The sequence below is a fragment of the uncultured Halorubrum sp. genome, from assembly GCF_937146585.1.
In the GTDB taxonomy this organism is placed as follows: Archaea; Halobacteriota; Halobacteria; order Halobacteriales; family Haloferacaceae; genus Halorubrum; species Halorubrum miltondacostae.
The window spans coordinates 1-15,263 of sequence record NZ_CAKZRO010000027.1 but is presented as its reverse complement, the minus strand read 5'-3'; the positions used below and the strand labels follow the sequence as shown (position 1 = coordinate 15,263).

At 72.2% G+C, this 15,263-nt stretch carries 17 protein-coding genes and 2 tRNA genes; 11 read left to right on the top strand and 8 right to left on the bottom strand.

Annotation, left to right across the window (positions count from 1 at the left end; translation table 11 throughout):
- Positions 1-15: 15 nt before the first annotated feature.
- A tRNA-Tyr gene (locus Q0116_RS02660) sits at positions 16-89 on the bottom strand.
- Between the two features lie 162 nt (positions 90-251).
- On the opposite strand from Q0116_RS02660, the gene Q0116_RS02655 reads away from it, so the two are divergent.
- Positions 252-1,121, top strand: coding sequence for a hypothetical protein (locus Q0116_RS02655; RefSeq protein ID WP_297885264.1), 870 nt, complete (start codon positions 252-254; stop codon positions 1,119-1,121).
- An 88-nt stretch (positions 1,122-1,209) separates the two neighbouring features.
- Positions 1,210-1,800, top strand: a complete 591-nt coding sequence (locus Q0116_RS02650) for an NAD(P)/FAD-dependent oxidoreductase (protein WP_297885262.1) — start codon at positions 1,210-1,212, stop codon at positions 1,798-1,800.
- Between the two features lie 48 nt (positions 1,801-1,848).
- Here Q0116_RS02650 and Q0116_RS02645 read toward each other — a convergent pair whose 3' ends face one another.
- Positions 1,849-3,483, bottom strand: coding sequence for a succinic semialdehyde dehydrogenase (locus Q0116_RS02645; RefSeq protein ID WP_297885260.1), 1,635 nt, complete (start codon positions 3,481-3,483; stop codon positions 1,849-1,851).
- 61 nt (positions 3,484-3,544) lie between these two features.
- A complete protein-coding gene (locus Q0116_RS02640) occupies positions 3,545-4,564 on the bottom strand; it encodes an AI-2E family transporter (RefSeq protein ID WP_297885259.1) in 1,020 nt (339 codons plus the stop codon).
- A 151-nt stretch (positions 4,565-4,715) separates the two neighbouring features.
- On the opposite strand from Q0116_RS02640, the gene Q0116_RS02635 reads away from it, so the two are divergent.
- The 4 genes from Q0116_RS02635 (at position 4,716) to speB (ending at position 7,494) form a co-directional block, all read left to right on the top strand.
- A complete protein-coding gene (locus Q0116_RS02635; RefSeq protein WP_297885256.1) occupies positions 4,716-5,879 on the top strand; it encodes an aminotransferase class I/II-fold pyridoxal phosphate-dependent enzyme in 1,164 nt (387 codons plus the stop codon).
- The gene (locus Q0116_RS02630; RefSeq protein WP_297885254.1) at positions 5,879-6,163 is read left to right on the top strand and encodes a hypothetical protein; all 285 of its coding nucleotides are present in this window, start codon (positions 5,879-5,881) and stop codon (positions 6,161-6,163) included. Before Q0116_RS02635 ends, Q0116_RS02630 begins: the two co-directional genes overlap by 1 nt.
- 116 nt (positions 6,164-6,279) lie before the next feature.
- A complete protein-coding gene (locus Q0116_RS02625; RefSeq protein ID WP_004598442.1) occupies positions 6,280-6,657 on the top strand; it encodes a translation initiation factor IF-5A in 378 nt (125 codons plus the stop codon).
- A 6-nt stretch (positions 6,658-6,663) separates the two neighbouring features.
- Positions 6,664-7,494 carry an agmatinase gene (gene speB / locus Q0116_RS02620; protein ID WP_297885248.1) on the top strand — a complete coding sequence of 277 codons (831 nt, stop codon included), beginning with the start codon at positions 6,664-6,666 and terminating at the stop codon, positions 7,492-7,494.
- A 17-nt stretch (positions 7,495-7,511) separates the two neighbouring features.
- Here speB and Q0116_RS02615 read toward each other — a convergent pair whose 3' ends face one another.
- On the bottom strand, positions 7,512-7,763 hold the full coding sequence (locus Q0116_RS02615) for a hypothetical protein (protein WP_006112071.1): 252 nt from the start codon (positions 7,761-7,763) through the stop codon (positions 7,512-7,514).
- A 114-nt stretch (positions 7,764-7,877) separates the two neighbouring features.
- Complete coding sequence (locus Q0116_RS02610) at positions 7,878-9,491, bottom strand: amidohydrolase (RefSeq protein WP_297885244.1); 1,614 nt, start codon at positions 9,489-9,491, stop codon at positions 7,878-7,880.
- Positions 9,492-9,572: 81 nt separating this feature from the next.
- Between Q0116_RS02610 and Q0116_RS02605 the strand changes: the two genes are divergently transcribed.
- Positions 9,573-10,022, top strand: a complete 450-nt coding sequence (locus Q0116_RS02605; RefSeq protein WP_297885242.1) for a universal stress protein — start codon at positions 9,573-9,575, stop codon at positions 10,020-10,022.
- A 14-nt stretch (positions 10,023-10,036) separates the two neighbouring features.
- Here Q0116_RS02605 and Q0116_RS02600 read toward each other — a convergent pair whose 3' ends face one another.
- Positions 10,037-10,999: an alpha/beta hydrolase gene (locus Q0116_RS02600; RefSeq protein WP_297885240.1), complete on the bottom strand. Its 963-nt coding sequence runs from the start codon at positions 10,997-10,999 to the stop codon at positions 10,037-10,039.
- A 49-nt stretch (positions 11,000-11,048) separates the two neighbouring features.
- Here Q0116_RS02600 and Q0116_RS02595 point away from each other — a divergent pair, with 49 nt between their 5' ends.
- On the top strand, positions 11,049-12,431 hold the full coding sequence (locus Q0116_RS02595; RefSeq protein ID WP_297885238.1) for a DEAD/DEAH box helicase family protein: 1,383 nt from the start codon (positions 11,049-11,051) through the stop codon (positions 12,429-12,431).
- 15 nt (positions 12,432-12,446) lie between these two features.
- Here the strand turns inward: Q0116_RS02595 and Q0116_RS02590 are convergent, their stop codons facing one another.
- Positions 12,447-12,842 carry a hypothetical protein gene (locus tag Q0116_RS02590; protein ID WP_297885237.1) on the bottom strand — a complete coding sequence of 132 codons (396 nt, stop codon included), beginning with the start codon at positions 12,840-12,842 and terminating at the stop codon, positions 12,447-12,449.
- 65 nt (positions 12,843-12,907) lie between these two features.
- Positions 12,908-13,606 (bottom strand): uridine kinase, encoded by a 699-nt coding sequence (gene udk, locus Q0116_RS02585; RefSeq protein ID WP_297885235.1) that lies wholly within the window; start codon positions 13,604-13,606, stop codon positions 12,908-12,910.
- Between the two features lie 180 nt (positions 13,607-13,786).
- Here udk and Q0116_RS02580 point away from each other — a divergent pair, with 180 nt between their 5' ends.
- From Q0116_RS02580 to Q0116_RS02570, 3 genes are all read left to right on the top strand, one after another.
- The gene (locus tag Q0116_RS02580; protein WP_297885233.1) at positions 13,787-14,518 is read left to right on the top strand and encodes a cyclic nucleotide-binding/CBS domain-containing protein; all 732 of its coding nucleotides are present in this window, start codon (positions 13,787-13,789) and stop codon (positions 14,516-14,518) included.
- A gap of 61 nt (positions 14,519-14,579) precedes the next feature.
- Positions 14,580-15,125 carry a GNAT family N-acetyltransferase gene (locus Q0116_RS02575; protein ID WP_297885232.1) on the top strand — a complete coding sequence of 182 codons (546 nt, stop codon included), beginning with the start codon at positions 14,580-14,582 and terminating at the stop codon, positions 15,123-15,125.
- 61 nt (positions 15,126-15,186) lie between these two features.
- Positions 15,187-15,260 (top strand) — tRNA-Thr (locus Q0116_RS02570).
- Positions 15,261-15,263: the final 3 nt, after the last annotated feature.

The following is a 15,263-nucleotide window of genomic DNA, read 5'->3' as shown; positions in this document are numbered from 1 at the left end:
GGTGTTGAAATCCAGTCCGCCCTCCCCGAATTGAACGGGGGACAAGTCGATCTACAGTCGACTGCTCTACCAGGCTGAGCTAAGGGCGGTTACCGAAATATAGCCGCCGGATTCGACTTAAGCGTTCCCTTTCAGAGCAGGTGTGATCCGCCGTACCGCGGCCCCGATCGACGGACTCGAACGCCGCTCGCGTCGCGTCAGGAGCGCCTTCGCCGCGCGGCAGTTAAGTCGCTCGCGGCGGGAGCGGAGATATGGCCGACGGCGACGACAGACAGGCGACGTTCGGGTCCGACGGGAGCCTCGAAACCGAGACGACGCCGGACGCGACGGGCGAGAACGACTTCGGCGAGGAGAAAGACGCCAACGAGACGGACGGCGGATACAGCCGCTACGTCGTCTCCAGTCTCCTCCAGAAGGCGGTCCGGCGCTCCGACGAGGAGGTCGCCGCGTGGGCCGCGTGGGAGCTGGCCCGCTCCGGGTACGCCTGGAACCTCTGGGACCGCCTCAACCTCTACGTCGTCGAGGACCTCCGCGCGGGCGACGAGGTCGCGCTCACGATCGAGCGCTACGAGGAGCTCGCCACCGAGCGCTGGGAGCCCGACGCGTGGAAGGGTCGCCTCTGTGCGGTCCACGCCGCGCTCGCGGCCGCCCGAGCCCGCTCGACGCGCGAGGCGTCGAACGCGGACGCCTACTTCGGTGCGGTCGCCGATATCCGGGCCGAGGCCCGCGAGCGCGGCGAGGAACCGGCGCACGACTTCCCGGTCGGCGACCTCGACCCGGACGGCGAGTTCGACGCGGTCTTCGACGGGCACACCGGCGAGGGGTCCAAGCGCGGGCGCGGCACTCGGTTCTTCAAGACGCACGGGGGCCGCGTCGGTCCGGAGGGCGAGGACGAGCAGAGCGCGCGCTGGCAGCGGCTCGCGATGCTGCTCGACGAGGAGATCGAGTACGACGAGGCCGAGCTCGACCGCGCCGTCGAACCGGTCGACGCGGACGACCCGTGGGGAGACTCGGACGCGAATACCGACAACTCTAGCGGGAGCGGCTCGGGGTCGGCCGACGACGCCGCCGACGACACCGGCGACGACGAGACCGGATCGCTCACCGACTTCACGGAGTAACGTGCCGCTCTAATCGGCGTTGCGGCGGCACCCGGCTTCGATCCCCGCTTCCGTCAAGGCTTATCAGCGGGGCACGAGTATTGCGACCATGACACACGTTGCGATCGTCGGCGGTGGACCGGCGGGACTGAGCGCGGGGCTGTTCGCGGGCAAGAACGGACTCGACACCGTCCTCTTCGACACCGACGACACGTGGCTACACAAGGCGCACCTGTTCAACTACCTCGGCGTGGGCTCGGTCGGTGGGAGCGAGTTCCTCGCGACCGCGCGCCAGCAGGTCGACGACTTCGGCGTCGACCGCCGCCAGGGCGAGGCGGTCACCGGCGTCGAGTCGGCCGACGGCGGGTTCAGCGTGACGACCGAGGCCGGCGAGTACGACGCCGACTACGTCGTCCTCGCGACGGGCGCGAACCGCGACCTCGCGGAGGAGCTCGGCTGCGAGTTCGGCGACGACGACACCGTCAGCGTCGACGTCTCGATGGAGACCAGCGTCGAGGGCGTCTACGCCACCGGCGCGATGGCCCGCGCCGAGGAGTGGCAGGCGATCATCTCCGCCGGGGACGGGGCCGCGGCGGCGCTGAACATCCTCTCGAACGAGAAGGGCGAGCACTACCACGACTTCGACGTCCCCGACACCGCGACGTCGGTGTTCGGCGACTTGATCGACGACGGGGACTGACTCCGCCCTCGTCGCGACCGATCGCGCGCCCTCGATCCGACCGCCGGTTTAGCGGCGCGAGAGCCGACGGCGGACCGCGCCGACGCTCCGGCGCGCCCGTCGACCGACGCGCATCGCGGCGAACGCGCCCCGGACGAACCAGTCGGTCGGGATCCGTTCCGGGAACGTCAGCGGGCCGACCCGCGAGACGCCGACGGTCCGCGTCTCCGTGTACCGCCGGATCCCCTCGGGCCCGTGTCGCCGACCGAGGCCGGAGTCGCCGAACCCGCCCATCGGCGCGTCGACCGCGCCCCACGTCGCGAGGAAGGCGTCGTTGACGTTCACCGTGCCGCAGTCGATCTCCCTGGCGAGTTCCGCGCCGCGCTCGCGGTCGCCGGTCCAGACGCTCGCGTTGAGGCCGTACGGCGAGTCGTTCGCGGCCGCGACCGCGGCCGCCGCGTCCGGCACGGGCGTCACCGCGGCGACGGGCCCGAACGTCTCCTCGCAGGCGACCGTCGAGTCGGGTTCGACGCCGGTCAGCACGGTCGGCTCGTAACAGTACGGCGCGACGTCCGGGCGGGCTCGCCCCCCGGTCTCGACCGTCGCGCCCCGGTCGCGCGCGTCGTCGACGTGCGACTCGACGCGGGCCAGCTGGTCGGCGTCGACGAGCGAGCCGAGGTCGGCGTCGTAGTCGTAGCCGGTCCCGAGCGTCAGCGACTCCGTCTCGCGGACGAACGCGTCGAGGAACTCGTCGTAGACGGACTCGACGACGTACACCCGCTCGGCGGAGAGACAGAGCTGGCCGACGTTCGAGAAGCAGGCCTGGACCGCGCCGCGGGCGGCCTCGTCGGCGTCGACGTCGCCGCAGACGACGAGCGGGTTGTTGCCGCCGAGCTCCAGCGAGCAGCCGATCAGGTTCCGGCCCGCGCGCTCCGCGATGGTCCGCCCGGTCGCCGTGCTCCCGGTGAACGCCACGTAGTCGACCGCGTCGATCAGCGGCGGGCCGACCGTCGGGCCCTCGCCGGTGACGACCTGAAAGAGGTCGTCGGGGAGCCCGGCGACCTCCAGCAGCTCGGCGAGGAGCAGCGCCCCGTACGGCGTCTTCTCGTCCGGTTTGATCACGACCGCGTTGCCCGCGGCCAGCGCGGGGATCGCGTCGGCCATCGACAGGGTGAGCGGGTAGTTCCACGGCGAGATGACGCCGACGACGCCGACCGGCTCCCGGGTGACCGTCGCGGTCGTGACGCCGGGCGCGATCCCGCGCCGGCGCTCCTCGGCGAGCGCGTCCGGGGCCTCGCTCGCGACGTACGAGCAGCCGGTCGGCACGTCGAACAGCTCCTCGACCGCGGTGCGCCGGGACTTCCCGGTCTCCACCTGGAGCACGTCGAGGAGCTCCTCGCGGCGGTCCGCGACGAGGTCGCCGAACCGGTTCACGATCCGGGCGCGCTCCTCTGCGGGCGTCTCGGCCCACGCTTCCTGTGCGCCCCGGGCGCGCTCGACGGCGGCGTCCACGTCGTCGGCGTCGCAGGCGGGCACGCTCCCGATCCGTTCGTCTGTCGCCGGGGCGAACACGTCGAGACGCGCCGAGCCGTCGCCGTCGCTCGCGGGTCGCGAGCCGAAGACGCGGTCGCCGAGCCCGTCCAGACGCCGCGCCGTGAGGGTCGGGGCGTCGCCGACCGCGGTCGGTGGATCCGTCGAGGACATCAAGTACCGGACAGAGGGTCGCCCGATGGAAAGCCGTGCCGGTGGCGTCCGGAGTCGGGGGTCACCGCGTCGAGCCCGCGTCGCCGTCGACCGGGTCCGTCGGGCCGCCGTGCTCGGAGAGCAGGTCGATCGACTCGAGCAGCAGCGAGACCGCGAGCGGGCCGACGATCACGCCGACGGCCCCGAGCGTGAGGATGCCGCCGACGAACCCGACGAAGTAGAGCCCGGGCGAGATCTTCCCGGTCAACCCGGCGAGTCGGGTGCGGATCACCGCGTCGGGCACGAAGGCGACGACGACGAGGCCGAGCGCCAGCACGGCGACCGCCCGCCCCGTCTCCCCGACGAGGAAGTCCATGGCGCCGAGCGCGACGACGAGGACGCTCGGACCGACGACGGGGACGAACTGGAGGATACCCGCGATGACGGCGAGGAGGACCGGCGAGCCGTAACCCAGCGTCCAGAACACCGCGACCGCGAGGACGAACGTCGCGGCGGCCGTGGCGGCTTGGAGGACGTAGATCGAGTACAGCGTCTGTCGCGTCCGCTCGTGGAGTCGCGTGGGGATGTCGTGGTACTCGGACGGGACGACGCCGAAGACGGCCGTCTCGACCGCGTCGGGCCGGTAGAGGATGCCGTACACGAGGAACGTGAACACGACGGCCTCCAGGACGAGCACCGGCGCCGCGCCCGCGACGGCGAGCGCGACGCCGCGGATCCACGTCTCCGCGGTCGCGACGTACGGCGCGACCTCGACGACCGTCTCGAAGCCGCCGACGCTGATCGGGACGAGGGGCGGGACCCCTTCGAGGAGGGAGATGAACTCCGAGCGTCGCCGGTACAGCGCGTACAGTAGCGGCGCCACGAGGAGGGTCGCGCCGACGAAGGCGACCCCGGTCGAGACGGCGCACGAGAGCCGCCGCGAGAGGCCGCGGCCGACGAGTCGCCGACGGAGGGGGTACAGGACGTACGCGACGGTGACCGCGAACACGACGGTCCGCAGCACCTCCGCCAGCGCGACAGCCGTGAGCGCCGCCAGCGCGACGAACAGCGCGCCCAACAGCCGCTGCCGGTTGAGAACCATGGCGACCTCTCGCGATCCCCGGCGAAAGGCGTTGCGGTGGTGGCGGGCGGTGCGGGCGGTGCGGCCGCGTCGGCCGTCGGACGCCGTCGATCCGACCCGAGACGCCGCCCACAACCACAGCACATAACCTCGCGCCCGCCCGAATGCGGGTATGCGCATCGACCCGTTCGGCCTCGAACGCTGGTTCGCGGAGTACGAACACGAGGCCGACATCATGCTGGCCGAGAGCGGCATCCGGTCGCTCGACGCGAGTCGGTTCGACCTCGACCCGGGGAAGCTCGGCTACGTCATCCCGACGAACGGCGACCCCGAGTTCCGGGCGGCCGTCGGCGACCGCTACGACCGGTCCGCCGACGAGGTCCTGTTCACCTGCGGCACCCAGGAGGCGAACTTCCTCACCTTCCTCTCGCTGCTCGGCGACGAGGCCGCCGTCGACGGGGGCGGGGACGCCGCGTCGCCCGAGGGCGTCGGCTCCGGCACGCACGCCGTCGTCGTCACCCCGACGTACCAGGCGCTCCACGCCGTGCCGGACGCGTTCGGCGACGTGACCCGAGTCGAGCTGGAGCCGCCCGAGTGGGAGCTGGACCCCGAGGCGATCGCCGACGCCGCCCGCGACGACACGGCCGTGGTCGTCGTGAACAACCCGAACAACCCCACCGGGCAGTACCACGACGAGGCCGCGATGCGGGCGGTGTACGACGTCGCCGTCGAGCGCGACGCCTACCTCCTCTGCGACGAGGTGTACCGCCTGCTGGCAGAGGAGCCGCAGCCGCCGGTCGCGAGCTACGGCGCGCACGGCATCTCGACGACCAGCCTCACGAAGGCGTACGGGCTCGCCGGCCTCCGGTTCGGCTGGATCGCCGGGCCGGAGCCGGTCGTCGAGCGCGCGTGGCGCTGGAAGGACTACACGACAATCTCGCCGAGCCTGTTCGGCCAGCACGTCGCGAAGCAGGCGCTGGGCGCGCAGGAGGAGGAGATCCTGACGGCGAACCGCGAGCTGGCGGCCGCCCACCGCGAGACGGTCGCGGCGTGGGTCGACGACCACGACCTCGGCTGGCTCGACCCGGTCGGCGTCAACGCGTTCGTGACGGTCCCCGACGGCTTCGCGGACGCGGAGGCGTTCTGCCGGACGGTCGTCGAGGAGGCGAGCGTCGTCCTCGCCCCCGGCCACCTGTTCGGCTTCCCGGACCGCTTCCGGATCGGCTTCGGGCTCCCGACCGACGAGCTGGAGGAGGGGCTCGACCGCGTCGGCGGCGTGATCGCCGAGCACGCGCCGCCGACCGACTCGGCCGCGGCGACCGGGGGTGACGCCTGATGGGGTTCTTCGGCGACCTCAAGGACGACGTGGTCGAGTTCGTCCGCAACCCGACGGACGAACAGAAGATACTGGTCGTCGCGGCGCTCGCCATCGCGGTCGCGGACCGCGGGCTCTACTTCGTCGACTTCCCGTTCGTCGTGCGGACGACGGCCGCGGTCGGCGTCGGCTTCATCGTCATGTTCGTCGTCAGCTACCTGTACACGGGGCAGCTCGTCCCGCCGGACGGAAACGTCGGCGACGACGACGAGCCGGAGGAGTACGTCGACGAGCTCGACCCGTAGTGCTCTTTTAAACCCCGTCCGACCGCGTCGCCCGTCGCGGCCCTTCGCCGCCCGCTCGACCCGCGGAGCGGCGGCGTTCCAAACCGTTTATACACGCGCCGGCGGAATTAGCGCCTATGCCGCGAGAGCAGAAGCAGGTTCGCGAACTCCAGGAGGGAAGCTACGTGATGATGGACGACGCGCCCTGTAAGATCAACCATTACAGCACCGCCAAACCCGGCAAACACGGCAGCGCGAAGGCCCGCGTCGAGGGGAAGGGCGTCTTCGACGACAAGAAGCGCTCGCTCTCGCAGCCGGTCGACGCGAAGGTGTGGGTCCCGATCATCCAGCGCAAGCAGGGACAGGTCGTCAACGTCAGCGGCGACGAGGTCCAGGTGATGGACCTGGACACCTACGACACGTTCACGATGCGCATCCCGGAGGGCGAGGACTTCACCTCGGACGACAACATCGAGTACCTCGACTACGAGGGCCAGCGGAAGATCATCGGGTAGTCGGCGATGTTCCCCGGGGCGACGGCCGACCGCGAAGCTGCTTCATACGTGGTCGTCGGCGCTCCGCTCGACGCCACGACCACCTTTCAGCCGGGCACCCGGTTCGGACCGGACCGGGTCCGGCGATTCGCCGAGACGTACGACGACTACGACCGCCGCACCGAGAGCGACTTCTCCGCGCTAGGCGTCCACGACGCGGGCGACGTGCGCCCGTGGGACGACGTGCCGGCGTACCTCGACCACCTCGCCGCCGAGCTGCGGAGCGTCGTCTACGACGGCGCGGTCCCCGCGCTCGTCGGCGGCGAGCACACGGTCACGTACGCCGGCGCGAAGGCGGTCGCCCCCGATACGCTCGTCGTCTGCGACGCGCACCTCGACCTCAGAGACGAGTACGACGGGAACCCGTGGAACCACGCCTGCGTCACGCGGCGGTGCCTCGACGACCTCGGCGTCGACCGAGCCGTGATCGTCGGCGCGCGGACCGGCTCCGAGGCCGAGTGGGACCGGGCGGCCGACGCCGACGTCGAGGTCGTCGCGCCCGAGGACGCCCGCGAGTGGGTCGACGCCCTCGACGCGGCCGACGCGTTCGCGGGGGAGTCGGTCTACTGCTCCGTCGACGTCGACGGGCTCGACCCCGCCTACGCCCCCGGAACGGGGACGATGGAACCGTTCGGGCTGGAGCCGCGGACGGTCCGCGACCTCGTCCGCGCGGTCGCGCCGCGCGCCGACGGGTTCGACGTCGTCGAGGTGAACGACCGCGACGACGGGCAGGCGGCGGCGCTGGCCGCGAAGCTCCTGCGGGAGTTCGCGTACTCGCACGCGGCGCCGACCGAGTGACCGCGCCCGACGGCGACTTACGACACCTCGGAGAGCCGCCGCCGCGCCGCGGTCACCGCCTCCATCGAGTCGATCCACTCGCGGGGGTCGGTACACCAGATGCGGTCGCCCTCGACGCTGACGCAGAAGACGGAGTCGGCGGAGGGCGACAGCGTGACGCGGTCGACGTCGGGTCGATCGCCGAGGTACGCGTCGATCAGCCGTCGGGCGGTCTCTGCCTCGGAGCGGAGGCGGTTCCCCGCGGCGTACTCGATGGCTATCTCTGCCATGAGTGCGCGTTGGAACTACATGATTAATAACTACTGTTTTCTGGCAGCGATTGCGGCTACCGGCGTCGCGGCCCGTCCCCGTTCCGCGCGTCGTCGTTCCGCCGGTGCCGTCGCCTACCGGCCGTCGAACACGACGTCGCCGTCGACGACCGTCAGCGCGACGTCGATCTCGTCGATGGCGTCGGCTCGCTCCCACGGCGACGCGTCGAGGGCGACGAGGTCGGCACGCTTCCCGACCTCGACCGTCCCGAGGCGGTCCTCGTCGAAGCCGGCGTACGCGGCGCCGCTCGTGTACGCGCGCAGCGCCTCGGTGACGGTGAGCCGCTGGGCCTCGGCCGGCGCGTTGACCGCGTGGTGGACGCCGAACAGCGGGTCCATCGGCATCCCGTCGGATCCGAACGCGAGCCGGACGCCCGCGTCGAGCATGTCGCGGTAGCGGTTCGTCTCGGCCGTGCGGTCGGGACCCAGCCGTTCCTCGTAGAGGCCCCCGTCCTGCGCCCACTTCAGGAAGTTCGGCTGGACGCTCGCGACCGCACCCGTCGCCGCGAACCGCTCGATCGCCTCGTCGTCGGCCAGTTCGGCGTGCTCGACGCGGTGGCGCGCCTCGCCGGCGTCGGTCCGCGAGGCGTCCTCGTAGGCGTCCAGCACGGCGTCGACCGCCTCGTCGCCGATGGCGTGAGCGGTGAACTGGAACCCCGCCTCGGTCGCGGCCGCCACCGTCTCGTTCAGCTCGTCGGGGGCGACGACCCACTGGCCGGTCTCGTCGGGCGCGTCCGCGTATGGCTCCGAGAGACGGGCGGTCCGGCCGCCGAAGCTCCCGTCAGTGTACGACTTGATCGCGCCGGTCTCGACCATCTCGCTCCCGGCGTTCGTGGCGAGGCCGACCTCGCCGGCCGCGTCGAGGTGGTCGCTCCAGTAGTTGATCCGGACGCGGGCGGTGAGCTCGCCGGCCGCGTCGAGGTCGCGGTAGACCCGGGGGGCGTGCGAGTCGCGGACCATGTCGTGGAACCCGGTAATCCCGCGGGCGGCGCAGCCGTCGAGCGCGGCCTCGACGATCGCGCGCGTCTCGCTCGGTCCCGGTTCGACGGCCCGGTAGATCGGGTCGATCGCCGCTTCGAGCAGGACGCCGGTCGGCTCGTCGTCGTCGTCGGTCGGTACGGTCTCGTCGGGCGCGTCCGCCAGGGCGTCCGCGAACCGGTCGAGCGCGGGGCCGTTGACCGCCGCGACGTGCATGTCCTCGCGGAACGCCGCCACCGGGCGCTCGGTCGAGACGCGGTCGAGGTCCGCGCGGGTCAGGTAGCGCGACTCCGCCCACGTCGACTCGTCGTAGCCGTAGCCCAGCACCCAGCCGCCGGATTCCGCGTCGCCGTCAGTGCCCGCGTCGCCGTCGCTCTCGGCGCGTTCCACTTCCGCCGCGCGCTCGGCGAGCAGGTCGACGGCCTCGCCCGGCGCGTCGGCCGCGGAGAGGTCGGCGTGGACGAGGTACCGACCGACGGTGGTCAGGTGGGTGTGCGCGTCGACGAACCCGGGGAGGAGCACGCGCCCGTCGAGGTCGATCACGTCCGTGTCGACGCCCGCGAGCAGTTCCACGTCGTGCGTGCGTCCAATCCGGACGATCTCGCCGCCGCGCACGGCGACGGCCTCGCGGACCGCGTCGCCGCCGTCGTCCGGGTCCGCGAGCGTGTGTACCTCCCCGTTCACGAAGATCCGGTCCGCGGCCTCAGTCATGGGAATTCGGGGGGCACACAGCGTGTTAACCGTTCGGGAAACGGCGACCGATTTATTCGGGCTCCCGGCGAACCGCCGCGTATGTACGACCACGTCCTCCTGCCCACCGACGGAAGCGTCGGCGTCGACCGCGCGACCGACCACGCGATCGACGCCGCCGACCGCTACGACGCGACCCTCCACGTCCTCTACGTCGTCGACAGCGACGTGATAAACGCCTACTCCGGCGACGAGTTCGTCGACGGCGCGGAGGGTGCCGAGGAGACGCTCGAGGAGGCCGGGCGCGGAGCGCTCGACGCCGTGGCACAGCGCGCCCGCGACGCCGGCGTTGAAACGGCCACCGCCCTCCGGTACGGCGTCCCCCACGAGGAGATCCTCCGGTACGTCGACGAGGAGGACGTCGACCTCACGGTGATGGGGTCGAAGACGCGCTCCGGGGACTACCGCCGGATGCTCGGCTCGGTCACCGAGCGCGTCTCGCGGCAGTCGACCGGCCCGGTGAGCATCGTGAAGACGACCGTCGAACCCTGAGCCTCGCGCGCTCTTTATAACCGCTCTCGCACGTCGGCCGCGACGGCGGCCAGCGCGGTCTCCGCGGTCGCCACCCCGTCCGCGAGGCTGCAGAACCCGTGCGCCATCGCCGGGTAGTGGCGGTGCTCGACCGGCGTCCCCTCGCGCTCGAACCGGTCCGCGAGCGCGACGCCGTCGTCGCGCAGGGGGTCGAACCCGGCGGTGACGACCGTCGCGGGCGGGAGGTCCCCCAAGTCCGCCGCCTCCAGCGGGACCGCGTACGGATTCGCGGCGTCGACCGGGCTCCGCAGGTACCGCTCGTAGAACCAGCGCATGTCCTCGCGCGTGAGCAGCGGGCCGTCCGCGTTCTCGCGGTACGAGTCCGTCTCGAAGTCGCGGCCGGCGATCGGGTACAGCAGGAACTGCCCGGCGGGCGTCGGCGGGTCGCCGAACTCTCGGGCGCGGAGCGACGCCGCCACCGCGAGCGCGCCGCCGGCGCTGGTGCCCGAGACGCCGATCCGGTCGGGGTCGACGCCGAGCGCGTCCGCGGTCCCCGCGACCCACTCCAGCGCCGCGGCCGCCTCGTCGACCGCGACCGGGAACGGGTGTTCCGGCGCGAGCCGGTAGTCGACGGAGACGACGACCGCGTCCGCGCGGACCGCGAGCTCGCGGCAGATCCCGTCGACCGAGTCGAGCGTGCCGAGCGTCCAGCCGCCGCCGTGGAGGTGGACGAGGGCGCGGGCCGCCCGGTCGCCCGCTCCGCCCGTCGCCTCCGTCGCTCCCTCCGGGCGGTACACCCGGACCGGCACCTCGCCGTGCGGGCCGTCGAACGCGAGGTCGCGCACGTCGTCGACGGGGGGTTCGGGCGGGCCCGAGAACAGGTCGTCTTCGAGGCGGCGGGCGGCGTCGACCGAGAGGTCGCTCCACGCGGGCAGCCCCAGCGACTCGATCTCGGCGATCGCCGCGGCGAGGTCCGGGTCGAGTTCGTCCGCGCGCATGGGGGACCGAGGCGGTGGGCCTTTGTAAGTCGGTCGGCAACTCCGGGCGATGGACGTCCGGCTGACCTACGAGGACGGGACGGTCCGGGTCGACGCTGACGCCGACCTCGGGCCCGACGCGCTCCCGCCGCTCCCCGGCGTCGAGACCGACCCGCGGACGGGGACGGGCCGCGCCCCGGCGCACCGGTACGCCGAGCTCCGGCGCGCGCTCCGGGTGGCCGGCGTCTCCGTCGACGACCGGGTCCTCGACGCGAGCGAGCGCGCCGCGAGCGAGGCCGGACTGTCAGATGCTCTCGCCACCGACTACGACCTCCGCGAGTACCAGCGGGCGGCGCTCGACGCGTGGCACGACGCGGGCGACCGCGGCGTGCTCGAGCTGCCGACCGGGGCCGGCAAGACCGTGATCGCGATCCGCGCGATGGTCGACCTCGGCGTCCCGACGCTCGTCGTGGTCCCCACGGTCGACCTGCTCGACCAGTGGCAGCGCGAGCTGGAACGCGAGTTCGACGCGCCGATCGGCCGCTTCGGCGGCGGCGAGCAGCGCCGGGAGGCGATCACGGTGTCGACGTACGACTCGGCGTACCTGAAGGCCGACGGCGTCGGCGACGCCTTCGAGTTCGTCGTCTTCGACGAGGTCCACCACCTCGGCGGCGAGGGGTTCCGGGACGCCGCGCGCCTCCTCGCCGCGCCCGCGCGGCTCGGCCTCACGGCCACCTTCGAGCGCCCGGACGGCGCGCACGAGGTCGTCGCCGACTTGGTCGGCGACCGCGTCTACGCCCTCGACGTGGACGACCTCGCGGGCGACCACCTCGCGCCCTACGACATCCGTCGGATCGAAGTCGAACTGACCGACGAGGAACGCGAGCGCTACGACGAGAAGCAGGGGACGTTCGTCGAGTACGTGCGCGACGCGGGGATCACGTTCTCCAGCGGGAGCGACTACCAGGAGCTCGTCAAGCGCTCGGGCAACGACCCGGCCGCCCGCGAGGCGCTCCTCGCGAAGCAGGACGCCCGCGAGATCATGATGAACGCCGAGCGGAAGGTCGAGCGGCTCGGCGAGATCCTCGGCCGCCACCGCGACGACCGCGTCATCGTGTTCACCGCCCACACCGACCTCGTCTACCGACTCTCCGAGCGCTTCCTCCTCCCCGCGATCACCGCCGAAACCGGGGCGAAGGAGCGCCGCGAGATCTTAGAGCGGTTCCGCGACGGGACGTACGGTCGGGTGGTCGCCGCCAACGTCCTCGACGAGGGCGTCGACGTGCCGGACGCCAACGTCGCAGTCCTGCTCTCCGGGTCGGGCAGCGAGCGGGAGTTCACCCAGCGGCTCGGTCGCGTGCTCCGGCCGAAGGAGGACGGCGGTCGGGCGACGCTGTACGAACTCGTCAGCGCCGAAACCGCCGAGGAGCGGGTGGCGAGCCGGCGGCGATAGCCGACCGTCGCCGGCTCACTCCGCGTCGCGGTCCCGCCGAAGCTCCCTGACGCCCAACAGCACGTACGTCGCGCCGACGAGCCGGAGGAACGTATCGAACCCCGGCCGCCACTCGACCGCGTCCGGGTCCTCGTAGAGGAGCCGCGGCGCGATCGCGCGGTACGCCCGCGGAACGACGAGGAGGACGGTTCCGAAGGCGCTGGTGACGTACATCGCCAAGGCGTAGGCCCGGCCGCCGATCAGGGCGAGCGCGACGACGGCAACGCCTTCGGCCCGCAGCGTCGGGCGCGTTCCCCGTCTCGGTTCGGCGTCGTCTGAGTTCTCGACGGCGACGCGTTCGAAGGCGGCGACGATACGGTCCGGGACCAGCACCGTGAGCGCACCGAGCGCGCCGATAATTGCTCGGATCATGGTCGGAAATACGCGACGGGGCTCATTAGTCGACCCCGCGGTTCTCTCGCTTTGAGAAGGTCGGTTCAGTCGTCGCCGTCCATGTCGAGCGAGCGCTTCTCGCCCAGCTCCGATTCGAGGCTGCCGCGCTCCCAACTCCTGACCGCGTCGCCCTCGACCTCCGCGCGCAGTTTCTCCTCTAAGAGGTTCACCGCGACGCTGTTGGCCCCCTCCGGGATGATCACGTCGGCGTGTTTCTTCGAGGGCTCGATGAACTGCTCGTGCATCGGCTTCACCGTCGAGAGGTACTGGTCGATGACGCCCTCCAGGTCGCGGCCGCGCTCGATCACGTCCCGGCGGATCCGGCGCAGGATCCGCACGTCGGCGTCCGTCTCGACGAAGAGCCGCAGGTCCATCATGTCGTTTATCTCCTCGTCGTACAGCGCCAAGATCCCCTCTAAGACGATGACGTCGGTCGGCTCGACGGTGACGCGCTCGTCCTTCCGGTTGTGGATCTCGAAGTCGTACTGGGGCATCTCGACGGACTGGCCCTCGAGGAGGGCCTCGAGGTGTTCCCGGAGGAGCTCCCACTCGAACGCCGAGGGGTGGTCGTAGTTGACCTCCTGGCGCTCCTCGAATGCGAGGTGCGAGAGGTCCTCGTAGTAGTTGTCCAGCGGGATCCGGGTGACGCTGTCGCCGAGGTCGCGGGTGACGAGCCGGGAGACCGTCGTCTTCCCCGCGCCCGTCCCCCCCGCGATCCCGATCACGAACGAGGGAATAGCCATATCGGCGTTCGAACGCCGGAGGGTTTGAACGCTCCCTTTTGCTCCTCGCGTGCGGCCGCCGATCGCGCCGAACTCGCGTCTCACGCCGAGTGGCGTGCGAACCGATCGCAATCATACGCCCGGCGCGGATAAAACGCTACCGGGGGCATCTTTTAGCCGATAGGAGCGGATCCGAATCGTATGCGAACAGATACCACGGTCCGAGACGTGATGCATCGCGAGTTCCTCGGCGTCAGCGAGTCGGACTCGCTCCCGGAGGCGGCCGCGCTGCTGGTCGACGAGGAGACGAACTGTCTGGTCGTCGTCCGCGGCGGCGAGCCGGTGGGACGGTTGGAGTCTCGCGACGCGCTCGACGCGCTGCTCGACGCGACCGGCGTCGCCGGCGCGTCCGAGGCGGAGACGGGTCCCGCCGACCTCACCGTCGGCGACGCGATGGGCCCGCCGCTGCCGGCGGTGTCGCCGGACGACTCGCTGGCGGCGGTCGAAGAGCGCCTCGTCGCGGAGGGCGCGGACCGAGTGGTCGCGGTCGACGACGGGTCGGCGGTCGGGGTCGTGACGGACGGCGACGCGCTCGCCGCGGGCGCGCCGCGGACGGGAACCGGCGCCGACGGGATCGGCGGCGAGGCGGCCCCGGGCGAGCCGCGAGCGGACGGGGCGGCCCTGTCTGCGGCCGCCGCGGACTCCGACGCGGAGCGCGGCGCGGCCGCGACGATGGACCCTGAGGCGACGGCGGAGCGCGGCGCGGCCGGTTCGGGAGACGGCCCGGCCGGGACCGACGGCGGCAGCGATCCGGTCGCGGAGGCCGCGGGCGGGACCTCGGCGCAGGGGGTCTGCGAGAACTGCGGCGCGCTGGTCCCGGACCTCGTCACCGCGAACGGGCAGGCGGTGTGCCCGAACTGTCGCGAGATCTGAGCGGGTGCCCGGCTACCTCGCCGCCGGCAGCCTCAACAGGCCCCGAGCCGAAGGCGGGTCCATGGCCGACACCGACGTCCGGGTCGAGCCGGCGACCGCCGACGACGTCGACGCGGTCACCGACATGTGGGTGGCGCTCGCCGCGGGCCAGCGCGAACACGGGGCCACGCTCCGGGCGGAGGCGAACCGGGCGACCGTCCGCGAGTGGGCCGCGCAGTCCGCCGTCACGGGCGATCTGCTCGTCGCCCGCGACCCGGGGGCGGCATCGGACGAGGCCGACGGGAGCGACCTCGTGGGCTTCGTCGGCTTCTCGCTCGAACGCGGCGACTACGAGCGCGACGCCGCCCGCGGGACCGTCAGCAACCTCTTCGTGGTGCCCGACCGACGGGGCGAGGGGATCGGCGCAGCGATGCTCGACGCGGCCGAGCGCGCGCTCGACGAGCGCGGGGCGGACCGCGTGGCGCTGGAGGCGCTCGCCGACAACGACCGCGCCCGGGCGTTCTACGCGGACCGCGGCTACGACCTCCACCGCGTCGAGCTGACGAAGTCGCTCGGCGACGGCGACGCGGAGGACGAGGAGGGCGGAGCGACGGGAGAAAGCGACTGACGCCGGCCGGGTTCGCGGAAAGCGACACGCACTCATAGGAGGACCGAGTACGGCCGCACGCGCCAGGGGAGCATGGGTGGTTCATGCACTCGACTTGTAATCGAGACTTCCGGGGTTCAAATCCCTGCCCTGGCTTGA